This window comes from Beijerinckia indica subsp. indica ATCC 9039, assembly GCF_000019845.1.
Taxonomy (GTDB): Bacteria; Pseudomonadota; Alphaproteobacteria; order Rhizobiales; family Beijerinckiaceae; genus Beijerinckia; species Beijerinckia indica.
The window spans coordinates 1458518-1471788 of record NC_010581.1 but is presented as its reverse complement, the minus strand read 5'-3'; the positions used below and the strand labels follow the sequence as shown (position 1 = coordinate 1471788).

The 13271-nt window shown below is 58.8% G+C and carries 8 protein-coding genes and 1 other annotated feature; of the genes, 3 read left to right on the top strand and 5 right to left on the bottom strand.

The window, feature by feature from the left end; all coding sequences use genetic code 11:
• Position 1: 1 nt before the first annotated feature.
• The 4 genes from BIND_RS06415 to BIND_RS06400 form a co-directional block, all read right to left on the bottom strand.
• On the bottom strand, positions 2-307 hold the full coding sequence (locus tag BIND_RS06415; RefSeq protein WP_012384263.1) for a carboxymuconolactone decarboxylase family protein: 306 nt from the start codon (positions 305-307) through the stop codon (positions 2-4).
• A gap of 106 nt (positions 308-413) precedes the next feature.
• The gene (locus tag BIND_RS06410; RefSeq protein ID WP_012384262.1) at positions 414-1892 is read right to left on the bottom strand and encodes a SulP family inorganic anion transporter; all 1479 of its coding nucleotides are present in this window, start codon (positions 1890-1892) and stop codon (positions 414-416) included.
• Positions 1893-1961: 69 nt separating this feature from the next.
• Positions 1962-2017, bottom strand: a sequence feature (sul1 is cis-regulatory element that is thought to sense ions involved in sulfur or methionine metabolism; They are found in Alphaproteobacteria).
• Between the two features lie 110 nt (positions 2018-2127).
• Positions 2128-4887, bottom strand: coding sequence for a DNA mismatch repair protein MutS (gene mutS / locus BIND_RS06405; RefSeq protein WP_012384261.1), 2760 nt, complete (start codon positions 4885-4887; stop codon positions 2128-2130).
• Between the two features lie 81 nt (positions 4888-4968).
• Positions 4969-6900: a potassium transporter Kup gene (locus BIND_RS06400; RefSeq protein WP_012384260.1), complete on the bottom strand. Its 1932-nt coding sequence runs from the start codon at positions 6898-6900 to the stop codon at positions 4969-4971.
• Between the two features lie 826 nt (positions 6901-7726).
• Between BIND_RS06400 and hrpB the strand changes: the two genes are divergently transcribed.
• Positions 7727-10204: an ATP-dependent helicase HrpB gene (gene hrpB / locus BIND_RS06390; RefSeq protein WP_012384259.1), complete on the top strand. Its 2478-nt coding sequence runs from the start codon at positions 7727-7729 to the stop codon at positions 10202-10204.
• Positions 10205-10217: 13 nt separating this feature from the next.
• Here the strand turns inward: hrpB and BIND_RS06385 are convergent, their stop codons facing one another.
• Positions 10218-10988, bottom strand: coding sequence for a M48 family metallopeptidase (locus tag BIND_RS06385; RefSeq protein ID WP_012384258.1), 771 nt, complete (start codon positions 10986-10988; stop codon positions 10218-10220).
• A 496-nt stretch (positions 10989-11484) separates the two neighbouring features.
• On the opposite strand from BIND_RS06385, the gene BIND_RS06380 reads away from it, so the two are divergent.
• Positions 11485-11985 (top strand): type III secretion system chaperone family protein, encoded by a 501-nt coding sequence (locus BIND_RS06380; protein ID WP_012384257.1) that lies wholly within the window; start codon positions 11485-11487, stop codon positions 11983-11985.
• 197 nt (positions 11986-12182) lie between these two features.
• Positions 12183-13013, top strand: coding sequence for a pyrroline-5-carboxylate reductase (gene proC / locus BIND_RS06375; RefSeq protein WP_012384256.1), 831 nt, complete (start codon positions 12183-12185; stop codon positions 13011-13013).
• The last annotated feature ends 258 nt before the right edge of the window (positions 13014-13271 follow it).

Below are 13271 nucleotides of genomic sequence, written 5' to 3'. Positions count from 1 at the left end.
TCTATTCGTGCACGATATGAGTGCCATGGGTCAGCGCCCCACCCGCCCGCAGGGCCATGGCGACAAACACCGTCTCCGCGATTTCTTGCTGCGTGGCACCGGCTCTTTCAGCTCCCCTCTTATGCACTTCCAGGCAATAAGGGCATTGCGTCGTCAGCGCGACGGCCAATGCGATCAATTCCTTATATTTGACAGGTATAGCGCCGTCCGCCATCGCCGCCTTGTCGAAAGCCTTGAAAGCCTCCATGGCGGCAGGCGCGTCCTTGGCCAGCAATTCGAGCTTTTTCAGATTGGCCATGTCATACATCGATTCATCTCCTCCCTTGGAATTTTGATACCGGCCCATTCAGCCTGTTCCTTCATCCATTGCAAGCGGACAAACGATCAGGATTTTTGATTAATCAGAAATTGTTTCACGTTTCGTCCTGGATCAGCGAAGCATGGCGGTCCAGCAAGTTGGCGCTGGCGGCATTCAATCCAATCAATTCCACGTGGATGCCATGGTGGCGCATCTTGGTCACCACGCCCTCAAGGGCACCCACGGCTGTTATATCCCACAGATGAGCATCGCTGAGATCAATGCTGACTCGGCGGGCTGTGTCACGCAAGTCAAAGCAATCAGCAAACATATCCGCGCTGGCGAAAAAGATTTGACCGGAAACGCGATAGACACGTGTATCTGCCTCGGCGTTGTAATCGCATTGTACGTCCATCAGCTGCATGACTTTAAAAGCGAAGAAGACACCACTTAACAGCACTCCCACGGCGACGCCGGCGGCAAGATCACGCGTCGCGACGGTGACGACAACCGTTGCTAACATGACAAAGCTGGAAACCTTGGGATGGTGCAACAGATCACGCAGCGATGACCACGAGAAGGTGCTGATAGAAACCATAATCATGATGGCAACAAGCGCTGCCACAGGCACACGCGCAACCCAAGGGCGCAGCAGCACCATGAGAACAAGCAGGAAGAGTCCGGCCACCAGAGTTGAAAGCCTGCCCCGTCCGCCATAGCGAATATTCCCGACTGTCTGGCCGATCATGCCGCAACCGGCGATCCCCCCAAACAGTCCCGCAGCCACGTTAGCAATGCCAAGTCCAGTGCATTCCTGCGCCTTCGAACTTGTTGTCTCGGTCAGGTCGTCCACGACGCTGGCCGTCATCATGGATTCAAGCAAGCCAACGATGGCCATGGCAAGCGCGTAAGGTGCCACAATGGCGAGCGTACCAAGATTAAGGGGAACATGCGGGATGACAAGCGACGGCAACGAGTCCGGCAGTCGGCCAAGGTCGGCGACTGTATGAAGGGGCATGGGCACCATCATGCTGATGGCAGTCAGCACTAAAATGCAAATCAGCGGCGACGGAATCACCGTGGTCAGTCGTGGTACGAGGTAGATAATGCCCAATCCAATGGCAATCATCGCATAGGTATGCCAGGTTACACCCAGCATCTGCGGAACCTGAGCTGAAAAAATCAGAATTGCTAATGCGTTAACAAAACCCGTGCGGACTGAACGTGAGACAAAGCGCATCAAGACGTCCAGCCGCAACAACCCGAAGACAATTTGGAACACACCGACAAGCAGCGTAGCGGCGAGAAGATATTGCAGACCATGGTCATGGACGAGCGCCGCCGCGACAAGGGCGACCGACCCCGCAGCGCCCGAGATCATAGCTGGCCGACCACCGGTGAAAGCGATCACAACACCAATCACGAAAGAGGCGAAAAGCCCGACTTCCGGGGCCACTCCGGCCACAAAGGAAAAGGCGATAACTTCCGGAATAAGCGCGAATGTGCCGACCATTCCAGCCAGCACATCGCGACGAACGCCGGTCATTCCGCTGAACCACTCGGAGCGATAGCGGGAGAGATAGTTCTTATTCATGCTAAAGGTCCGCAATAAACATACAAAACACAGGCCTATGGAAGGCCTCTAGTGTTGTCGTGTTATGTGCGTTATCCGGCGGATTGGCGGCCGGAAGAGCCACCCGGAATTACACCGGGTCCAAAACGAATGATTTCAGAATATCTTGCCTCCCGCTGCAACGCAACATGAGCCCAACATGAGCCTTTGTCCCGTTGATTGAACGTGACCTGACTAATCAGTGTTCGTGGACGCCTCATGCCTCCTGCGCCCGCAGAGTTTTCAGACGATAAAGTGCTTCCATCGCCTCACGCGGGCTGAGCTGGTCGGGGTCCAGCGCGTCGAGAGCCTCGATCAATGCGCGCGCCGGGGGCAGCTCTTCGTTCGCTGTATCGGGAGCATCAATCCCCGCGAAAAGCGGCAGATCGGCGACCAGCCGCTCAGCCTGGGCGCGTCTTTCGCCTTTTTCCAGTTCGGTCAGCAGATGTTTCGCGCGGGCAATCACCGGCTTCGGCAGGCCAGCAAGTTTCGCGACCTGGATGCCATGCGAATGGTCCGCCGTTCCCTCGACGATTTCATGCAGGAAGACGAGATCGCTTTTCCCCTCCACGACCCGCACCGTAAGGTTGAGCAGGCGCGGCAGGCGCTTTGCGAGCGCGGTCACCTCGCCGAAATGCGTTGCAAAGAGGGTCCGCGCGCGATTGACCTCGTGCAAATGTTCGACAACGGCGACAGCGATCGCCAATCCGTCGAAGGTCGCCGTACCGCGGCCGATCTCGTCCAGAATGACGAAGGAATGCGGACTGGCTTGATTGAGAATGGCTGCCGTCTCGACCATTTCGACCATGAAGGTGGAACGCCCGCGCGCGAGATCATCCGCCGCGCCAACACGCGAGAAAAGCCGGTCGACAATGCCGATATGAGCCTTTGCCGCCGGCACATAGGAGCCCATTTGCGCGAGAATGGCGATCAGCGCGTTCTGACGTAGATAGGTCGACTTACCGCCCATATTCGGGCCGGTCACGACAGCGATACGCCCAGCCTCCCCCGCCATTTGCTGGTCCGGGAGCGCCGTCAGTCCGCAACGATTGGCAATGAAGGGCTTGCCTTGCGCCTTGAGCGCCATTTCCACCACCGGGTGACGGCCAGCTTCGACCTCAAAGGCGAGCGAGGAATCGATGCGTGGCCGTGTCCAGCTATTGCGCCTTGCCAGCAGGGCCAGCGCCAATGCAACATCGATGCGGGCAAGCCCCGCCGCACCTTCGCGAATGGTTTCGCCCTGTTCCAGAATATTGGCCGCGAGACGATCGAAAATGTCGTTTTCGCGGGCCAGCGCCGCCTCGGCCGCACCGGAAATTTTCGCCTCGAGTTCAGCAAGTTCGGCGGTCGAGAAACGCATGGCATCGGCCATGGTCTGACGATGATTGAAAATCTTGTCGAAGGGCGGATGCAGAAGCTTCTCGCCCTGCGCCTGCGGCAATTCGAGAAAAAAGCCTAGAAAATTGTTGTGTTTGACCTTTAACTGCCGGGTCTCGGCCAGTTCGCAATAGCGTGCTTGCAGCGCGGCTATGACCTGCCGGCTTTCATCGCGCAAGGCGCGTTGCTGATCGAGTTCATCATCATATCCCGGCCGGATGAAATTGCCGTCGCGGCGATGCAGCGGCACGTTGTCGGCCAGAACCGCGCGCAGGTCCTTCACCAAAGCGGGATCGATCGCGAGGCAGGCTTTAGCGGCCTCAGTCAGTTCGCGCGGCAAAACCTCGACCGCGTCCAACTTTTCACCAATCCGCTGGGCCGCGGAAAAACCATCGCGCAAGCTTGCAAGATCGCGCGGCCCGCCGCGCCCGAGGCCGATCCGGCTCAGCGCGCGCGCAAGATCAGGCGCTGTCTTGAGAATCGATTGCAGATCGTCAGCAAGGCGTGTCTCCTCGATCAAAAAATCGAGCGTGGCAAGCCGTGCCCCGATCGCTTGCGGATCGGTCAGGGGGGCAACGAGCCTTTCACTCAGTAAACGGCCACCGGCTGCCGTTACTGTCTTGTCGATCACATCAGCCAGCGATCCTTCGCGGCGGCCCGCCAAAGTCTGGGTGAGTTCGAGATTGGCCCTGGTCGCCGCATCAATCTCCATATGGGCAGCCCGGGCGAGCCGTCCCGGCGTCGCGAGGGCCGGCCTGACGCCGCACTGCGTTCGCTCGACATAGAAGAGCGCGGCGGCGGCGGCGAGCTTTTCCGCCCGTGTAAAGGCGGCGAGGCCGTCAAGCGTGGCGAGACCATAGAAATTGGTGATCCGGCGCTCAGCCGAAGCCTCATCATCAAGGCGAGACCCTAGCGGCGTCACAACCGCCCCTGCTCCCGCCTGTGCGAACAAAGACGACTGGCAGAGGGCATCGGGCGCGATGATTTCGGCGGGCTCGATCCGCGCCAGTTCGGCGCCAAGAAAAGGCCTCACGACTTCCATGACCTGGAAAGTACCGGTCGAAATATCAACCGCCGCGAGGCCGAACAAACCGTCATCGAGGCCCGATTTATGGCTGCCTCCCGGCAAGACACTGGGCACGACCGCGACGAGGCAATTCGAGCGGCGCGGATTGAGAAGGGCTTCCTCAGTCAAGGTGCCGGGCGTCACCAGCCGAACGACGGCCCGTTTGACAACGGATTTGCCGCCGCGCTTGCGCGCTTCGGCCGGGTCCTCGACCTGTTCGCAGACCGCAACCTTGAACCCCTTGGCGATCAGGCGGGCGAGATAATCATCGGCGCGCTCAACCGGCACGCCGCACATGGGAATATCTTCGCCGAGATGACGACCCCGCTTTGTCAGGACGATATTGAGAGCGGCCGCCGCCTGTTCGGCATCCTCAAAGAAGAGTTCATAAAAATCGCCCATCCGGTAGAACAGAAGCACATCGGGATGAGCAGCCTTGATCTCTCCATATTGCGCCATCATCGGCGAGGTTTTGGCGGCCGGCTGAGCGGAAAGATCCTGCTTTTGCGGCGTGGCGACGACGGGTTTCGGCATGGGTGCACTTTAGCAAAGCCCATGGCCCGATGCACGGCTCAGCCCTGTTTCAGGCGTGGATAAGCGAAAAATCGCGCTGGATTAAATCGTCACCTGCGCGCCGAGCTCCACCACACGGTCCGAGGGGATCGAGAAGAAGTCCGTCGCATTGGCGGCCTGTTTCGATAGAGCGATGAACAATTTGTCCTGCCAGATGGGCATGCTGGAATTGGGTGCGGGCTTGATCGATCGGCGGCCGAGGAAGAAGGACGTCGTCATAATGTCGAACTTCAAGCCCGACTTGCGCAGAATCGCGAGCGCTGCCGGGATCCTCGGACTTTCCATATAGCCGTAATGCAGGATGACCCGCGTGAAATCCTCCGACAATTGTTCGATCTCATAGCGGTTCGCGGGCGCGACGCGGGGCATGTCCTCGGTTTGCACCGACATGATCAGCACGCGTTCATGCATGACCTTGTTATGTTTCAGATTATGCATGAATGCCGAAGGCGCGGTCTCCGGCGTGCTGGTGAGAAAGATCGCCGTGCCCTTAACCCGCGTCGGCTTGGATTTCTCCAGCATGTGAATCAAATCCTGCAGGGAAATCGAATCGCGGCGTGATTTGGCGTTCAGCAATTTCGTGCCGCGCACCCAGGTCCACATCACCACCATCACCATGCAGCCGAGAAGCAGCGGCACCCAGCCGCCATCGACGATCTTGAGGAGGTTAGCGGCCAGAAAGGCGACATCGATGACGAGAAAAGCCGAGACGAACGCAATAGCGCCCCAGAGTGGCCATTTCCACAATTTCCAGACCACCACAAAGGCGAGTGCCGTCGTCACCACCATGGTGCAGGTGACGGCAATGCCATAAGCCGAGGCCAAGGCACTGGAATTCTTGAACACGAAAACAAGAACGAGAACGCCGATCAGCAGAAGGCGATTGAGGCGCGGGATGAAAATCTGCCCTTCCTGCGTCTCGGACGTATGCAGGATCAACATGCGCGGCAGAAGCCCAAGCTGAATCGCCTGGCGCACCAGAGAAAAGGCGCCTGTGATCACCGCCTGGCTGGCAATGACGGTCGCCAGGGTCGCAAGAATGACGAGGGGCAACAAAGCCCAGGGGGGCGCCAGCAGGAAGAAGGGATTTTCGACCGCGGCCGGATGCGAAAGCAGGAGCGCGCCCTGGCCAAGATAGTTGAGGCTGAGCGCGGGCAAAATGAAGAAGATCCAGGCATATTGAATCGGCTTGCGACCGAAATGGCCCATATCAGCATAAAGCGCCTCGGCACCCGTCACGGCCAGGAAAACCGAGCCCAAGACCATGAAGCCCATCATGCCATGGCTGAAGAGGAAATGCAGGCCGTGCGTCGGATCGAAGGCCTGCAGAACACGCGGCGCATCGGCAATATGCATGAGGCCAAGACCACCGATGACAAGGAAAAAAACCGCCATGATCGGGCCAAAAAAGGCGGCGACCCGCGCGGTTCCATGGCTCTGAACCCAGAAAACCGAGACCAGAATGACGACCGTCACCGGCAGAATATAGGGTTCGAGATGCGGCGCGACGGTCTCCAACCCTTCGAGGGCCGACAGAACGGAAATGGCGGGGGTGATGATCGCATCGCCGGAAAACAGAGCCGCGCCGGCAACCCCAAGAAAGAACACTGATATGGCTCTGTGGCCCAGGGCTTTTTGCGCGAGCGCCATCAGCGAAAGAATGCCGCCCTCACCCTTGTTATCGGCCTGCATCAGGAACAGAACATATTTGGCCGTAACGGTGAAGAAGAGCGCCCAGAGCAGCAGGGAAATCGTGCCGATCACGCTCATGTCGGAGATGCCAGCTTCCTCGACATGTTTGAGCGATTCCCGCAACGCATAGAGCGGGCTCGTGCCGATATCGCCGTAAACGACGCCGATCGAGCCAAGCACCAGACCGCCGAAGCCTTCATGTTGGACATGCGGCGGCACGGGCGCCGGACATGGGACAGATACATCCAATGAGCCCTGGTCTTGAGCGATCTGCTGCGTCATGGTGAATCCTTGTCGAAGTCCAACCCCGATGGTCACAAAAAATCATCGGAGCCCATCTCGAATCTTTGCCTTATGCAGCAAACGACAATTCGAGAAAGGAACCAAGAGCGTCTTTCGCGCCCATTGCTAGAGCCTCAAACCTAAAAACGATAACCGATTTTGGGTTGAGGCTTTTCCAAAAATCGGTGGCGTCGAGCCCAACATCAAATGGCCATGAGGTCAAATCGATGCGTCTTTCGTGAAACAGCCTGTAACGCAACATCGCCCCTCGAACATCGTTCGTTCAAGCCAATCCCTGAGCAATGCCTTAGATCTTTGAAAACGCATCAGAATTGCTAAAGTGCCCTGAATAAAAGAGGGGCGAGCAAATCTCACAACCTTCTCCTGAACCCGGGGACATTTTTTCTCCCAAACATCAGACATCACGGGAGTGGAGGCCGAGCCATTCCATGACACCTGTCTGACCTGAAACGCCTTCCAAAGCAGCGGCGGAAACCCTTGTCGAAAAGCCCCTTGCTTGCAGGGCGGTATAGCCTCTTCCTCAATGCGAGAGAAGAGACAAGCTTCAATTCCCTTCAAATGGTTGGCTCACGACTCCTGGAACCAGCTTCCGAGATCAACTTCTAAATATTTGAAAATACGCTATATTATCTGACCTCACGAAGCCTTTCAGTTTGACCACGCTTTGCGCTTCCTCGCAAGAAGCAGATTTTTCTCCGTTTCTCGTTTCTGTATAATTTCGTCTTCCATAAAGGGGCTCGATGCGTTTTTTGGGTCATCGTGCACATACCCCGATGCCAATTTCTATCCATCCTGACATAGGGCCATGACCCGAAGCTTTCCCCCTTTGCCGATCGAGGCCGTGCTCGAGGACATTACGGCTCATCTCAAGCACTCTCGGAACGCCGTGCTCGTTGCTCCGCCAGGTGCCGGCAAGACGACTCTGGTTCCGCTTGCCCTCCTCGACGCGCCTTTTTCCGCGCATAAAAAAATCATCCTGATCGAACCGCGCCGCCTTGCCGCCCGCGCGGCGACAAACCGCATGGCCTCCCTGCTGGGCGAAGCCGTCGGCGAGAGAATCGGCCTGCGCATGCGTTCACAAACGCGCATCTCCGAAGCGACCCGGATCGAAGTCGTGACCGAAGGTGTCTTTAGCCGCATGATTCTCGCCGATCCGGGCCTTACGGGCGTGGCCGCCGTCATATTCGATGAATTCCATGAGCGCTCGCTCGACGCCGATCTCGGCCTCGCCCTCGCCATTGAGGCGCAAAGCGCGCTTTGCGAGGATTTGCGGCTTCTCGTCATGTCGGCGACGCTCGATGGCGCGCGGGTGTCCGCCTTGCTCGGCGAGTCCAAAATCATCGAGAGCGAGGGCCGGGTATTTCCCATCACCACGCATTATCTCGGACGCGATCCGGCCCAGAGGATCGAAGACGCCATGGCGCGCGCCATTTTGCGCGCCCTCGCTGAGGAGAAAGGCTCGATTCTCGCCTTTCTTCCCGGACAAGCGGAAATCACGCGCGTCAAAGAACGCCTTGGTGAGATCATCACTGATCCCGCCATCGACATCATTCCGCTTTACGCTGCGGCCGACCGCGCAAGCCAGGAAGAAGCCATAACGCCAGCGCCTCTTAGCCATCGCAAAATCGTTCTGGCCACATCGATCGCCGAAACGTCTCTGACCATCGAAGGGATTCGCGTGGTCATTGATTCCGGCCTTGCCCGTGTGCCCTGTTTCGAGCCTGGACTGGGTCTCACGCGTCTTGAGACGCGTCGCGCCTCGCGCGCGGCGGCCGACCAGCGGCGTGGCCGCGCCGGCCGCCTGGAGCCCGGCGTCTGTTATCGCCTTTGGGAGGAAGCCGCCACTGGCGCGCTGCCCGCCTTCACAACGCCGGAAATTTTGGCCGCGGATTTGTCTGGCCTCGTCCTGGATCTTGCCGCCTGGGGCGAGCGCGAACCCGCCAATCTCGCCTGGCTCGATCCTCCGCCCAAACCAGCTGTCCAGGAAGCGCGCGCGCTCCTCAGGGAGATCGGCGCGCTCGATAGGGAGAACGGATTGACGGAAAGAGGTCAGGCGATCAGCAAACTCGCCTTGCCGCCGCGTCTCGCCGCCATGATCGTTGCCGCGGCCGAGAAGGGCGAGGCCCAAAGCGCCGCTGAAATCGCCGTCCTGCTGGTCGAACGCAATCTCGGCGGCACCAGCCCCGATCTCGGTCTACGCCTCCAGAATTTTCGCCGCGATCGTTCTCCGCGGGCTGAGGAGGCGCGCAAACTCGCGGCCCTGTTCCTGCGGCAGATTCAAGCCATCATGCCAGCACAAACCAAGGCCGCAGAAGCCTCGCCCGCACGTTTGCTCGCCCTCGCCTATCCCGATCGCCTCGCCAAAAGGCGCGATAAAACCGGCGTCTTTCTCATGGCGAACGGCCGTGCAGCAGAACTCGATCCCACCGGTCCCCTGGCGCAAAGTCCTTATCTCGCCATCGGCGAGCTCACGGGCCAAGCCGCGAGGCAGAGGATTCTCTTGGCTGCTGCCCTCGACGAAGGCGATCTCGAAATCCTGTTTCGCGAGCGGATTGAAACCATCGAGGAGACCGTTTTCGAGCCCTCCCGCGCAGCATTGCAGACGCGTTCCCGCCGCCGCTTTGGACGTCTTGTGCTTTCAGAACGCAATTTGCCGGTCTCGCCCACGCCAGCCAATGCCGCTTTGCTTGCCCAAAACCTTGCCGCTCTCGGGCTAGCCCGGCTCCCTTGGACCAAAGCCATCACCCAATGGAGAGACCGCGTCTTGTTTCTCCGTCAGAACGAAGGGGACGAGGACTGGCCGGATGTGTCCGACGTGGCGCTGTCGCAAACCTCGGAAGACTGGCTCGCCCCTTTTCTTATTGGAAAAACCGCCCTTGCCGAGATCGGCCCCGACGATTTGGAAGCCGCGCTCAAAAACCTGCTGACCTTTGCCCAGCAACGCCGGCTCGAGGTGGAAGCGCCGACCCATGTGACGACCCCCGCGGGCTCACGCATCGCGCTTGAATATACGGAAAGCAGGCCCGTCCTAGCCGCGCGCGTGCAAGAATTCTACGGTCTTGCCCACCATCCCACGCTCGCCGGTGGCAAGGTGCCCATCACGCTCCACCTTCTCTCCCCAGCAAGCCGGCCGATTCAGATCACCATGGATCTACCGGGTTTCTGGAAGGGCTCCTGGGCCTCCGTAAAAAGCGAAATGAAGGGCCGCTATCCCCGTCATCCCTGGCCGGACGATCCCGCCAATGCCATGCCGACAACGCGGGCCAAGCCACGGCCGAGTTGAACGACCATCAACATCAACGCTCGCCATAACGCATGAGGCCGCTGCCGCGCGTCTTGAGCCAAGCTTCCGCCACATCCACATCCGGAGAAAGCTCCGCGACGAGTCGCCAGAAAGCATCCGAATGATTCATATGGCGCAAATGCGCGACCTCATGCGCCGCGAGATAATCGAGGACATAGGGCGGCGCCAGAATCAACCGCCAGGAAAAATTCAGGCCGCCTTTGGCCGAGCAGGATCCCCAGCGGCTGGTCGTATCCCGCAAGCTGATCTTACTCGGCCTCGTTCCCAAATTGACTGCGTGACGCTCGACCGCGGCTTCGAGATCACGGCGCGCCTCCCGCATGAGAAAATCCCGCACACGCCGCGCATGATGGGCTGCCTCGCCCGAAACGCAGAGCGCGCCCAGAGCTCCCTCGGCGGCATAGGGTAAGGTATCCAGCCAGACGGGACCTTTATGCCGCTCATCGCGCGCCAGAATCAGATGCGGCACGTCGCGTAGCGGCACGACGGACCCGGGCAGAAAAGGCACGAGCGTTGGCAGACGGCTCAGCCGCGCCTGGATCCAGGCAACATGGCGCTCGGCAAAAATTCTCGCATCCTGCACGGCCCCTTGCGCCGGCATGGTCAAGACGACATCACGGCTCGCCGAGCGCACCCGCAGCGTCATGCGCCGCGCGCCGGGCGAGCGTTTGAGAAGGATGCGCAAGCTTTCGCCCGCATGGCCCACATCGAGGAAATCGGGATCGACCGTTGCGGTCTTTGGTCTTCGAAACAGACGCAGCATGGTGGCAGTCTAGACCTTATTGGGAGCAGCCGAAACCGGCGCGGCGCATTCCCATGCTTCTCTTTCTCAAAACAGGACCTCCCCAGCCGCGGCCTTTGAAATCGTGGCCGGCATGATGCCTAATTTTTTGAAAACGCGTCAGTTTGATTCAGGGTGACGCAAGCCTGCCTGATTAAGTCTGCTGCCACGCGAAGCAAAAACCTGCCCTCAATCCAAGAGTGATTTTGTATGAACACACAAATAACTGCGGGGGACAAATCGAGCGGAAGCTCGCTGAAGAGTTGCTTCGAGGTGGGTCCTTATGATTCCTTTATGAATGGGAATCATCGAAGCGGCGTTCTTCCCTTTCCTTGAAGGGAATTCCTTCGTCTTCCTTGTCCCAAGAGCATGCGGGCATCCTGTCGTCCGTTGCTCCTGGTTTTACGATCCAGGCCGAACAATGTCTGAAGCAAGAGTGGCCGCGATTGTCTGATTATCTCCGTGTTGAGGCTTTGTAATGGCGTTTCCGCATCTCGCAGTCGAGCGTAACGAACATCCGGTCGATCTGGTCGAAAGGCTCGCCGCGCAGCATCAATGGGCGTTCGATCGTGACGGCGTTGATGAATTGTCGATCAACGTTGCCGGTGAATGGACCAATTACAATGTCGCTTTCACTTGGCTTGAGGACATGGAAGCCCTGCATGTCGCCTGTGTTTTCGATCTCAAGATCCCGCCGTTACGCAATGGCGAGGTTCTGGCGCTGATCTCTCTCATCAACGAACAATTATGGATCGGCCATTTCGACATCTGGCCGCAGGACGGTGTCATCATGTTCCGCCACACAATCGTGCTGGCGGGCGGCGCCGATCTCAACCGCTGTCAATGCGAGACGGTTTTGACCAATGCTGTCATAGCTTGCGAACGCTATTATCAGGCGTTTCAATTCGTCGTCTGGGCCGGACACAGCGGGCGCGAGGCCCTGGAACAAGCGATGATCGTCACCAAGGGGCATGCCTGAGGCCGGAGTCCCAAACCCGATTGAAAGCCCAGCTCTGGTTCTCGCAAGGCACGTCTTTTTGTTTCAACACGAAATCCCATGCCGGATCTCGCCGCTTGGACACAGGACGGTTTGCTTGAAAAGTGGATCGGTTTAAGAGGCAGGACCAGGATGCTGAATACCCAGCATCGCTCTTTCCTCGCATCCCCTCGAGAGCCATGGACGCAAACGACGCCAAAAGTGCTTTTCCCCAAAGCCTGATTCTTGCCGGTGCCGGCAAAATGGGTTCGGCCTTGCTGCATGGCTGGCTATCCCTGGGTCTTCCGGCCGCGCGCGTCGGCGTGATCGAACCGCATCCATCCGAACCCTTGCGGGAACGCGCCAAGACCGAGGGTTTTACGCTCACGCCCCCTGCGAAGGCCCCGGACGTTCTGGTGCTCGCCATCAAGCCGCAGATGCTGGAAGAAGCAGCCCCTGCCCTGCAAGCCTATGTCGATGAGAACACGCTCATCATCTCCATCCTCGCCGGCAAGACGATCCGTAATATTGCTGAACGTTTCCCGCGCGCTGGCGCCATTATCCGCGCGATGCCCAATCTTCCCGCCGCGATCGGACACGGCATGACCGGCCTCGCCGCCAGCGCGGGTTTGACGCCACACCAGCATGCGCTCGCCACGACCCTGCTCGGCGCCGTCGGCGCGGTGGAATGGCTCGACGACGAATCCCTGATCGACGCGGTCACGGCCATTTCCGGTTCCGGACCCGCCTATGTGTTTTATCTCGCGGAATGTCTAAGCCGCGCCGGCGCGGCACTCGGTCTGCCACCGGCCGTGGCCGAGCGGCTGGCACGCGCCACAGTCGAGGGGGGTGGCGCCTTGCTAGCCCATGAAGCCGACACCAGCCCCGCCCAATTGCGCGAGAACGTCACCTCGCGCGGCGGCACGACCGCCGCCGCCCTTGAAATTCTGATGGCCGAGAATGGTCTTGCCCCGCTTATTGAACGCACGGCAGCGGCGGCTCAAAAACGGGCCGCCGAACTCTCAGGCTGACCGATCACTTTGAGGATATTCAAAATCCCTTTGAATAGACTACATAATTCAAAGGCGGAGTTTGTCCTCCAGCGCGACGGCCCGGCGTGATGCGCCATCGTTCGACGCATAAACCTTAAAGTTGTAAAGACTCATGGCAACGCTTATGCTTCAATACAGTTACGCTTTGAAATGAAACGGAAAACTTAAGGTTGTCCTTGCGGTGGCACGGAATTTTTTTTACATTTCGTATTAGCCCGCTCGAACATTCCGTGATGC

Coding starts and splice junctions, on each gene's coding strand:
- BIND_RS06400 (WP_012384260.1), bottom strand. CDS start 6,900: ATGACGCAGCAGATCGCTCAAGACCAGGGCTCATTGGATGTATCTGTC.
- BIND_RS06380 (WP_012384257.1), top strand. CDS start 11,485: ATGGCGTTTCCGCATCTCGCAGTCGAGCGTAACGAACATCCGGTCGAT.
- BIND_RS06415 (WP_012384263.1), bottom strand. CDS start 307: ATGTATGACATGGCCAATCTGAAAAAGCTCGAATTGCTGGCCAAGGAC.
- BIND_RS06410 (WP_012384262.1), bottom strand. CDS start 1,892: ATGAATAAGAACTATCTCTCCCGCTATCGCTCCGAGTGGTTCAGCGGA.
- hrpB (WP_012384259.1), top strand. CDS start 7,727: ATGACCCGAAGCTTTCCCCCTTTGCCGATCGAGGCCGTGCTCGAGGAC.
- mutS (WP_012384261.1), bottom strand. CDS start 4,887: ATGCCGAAACCCGTCGTCGCCACGCCGCAAAAGCAGGATCTTTCCGCT.
- proC (WP_012384256.1), top strand. CDS start 12,183: ATGGACGCAAACGACGCCAAAAGTGCTTTTCCCCAAAGCCTGATTCTT.
- BIND_RS06385 (WP_012384258.1), bottom strand. CDS start 10,988: ATGCTGCGTCTGTTTCGAAGACCAAAGACCGCAACGGTCGATCCCGAT.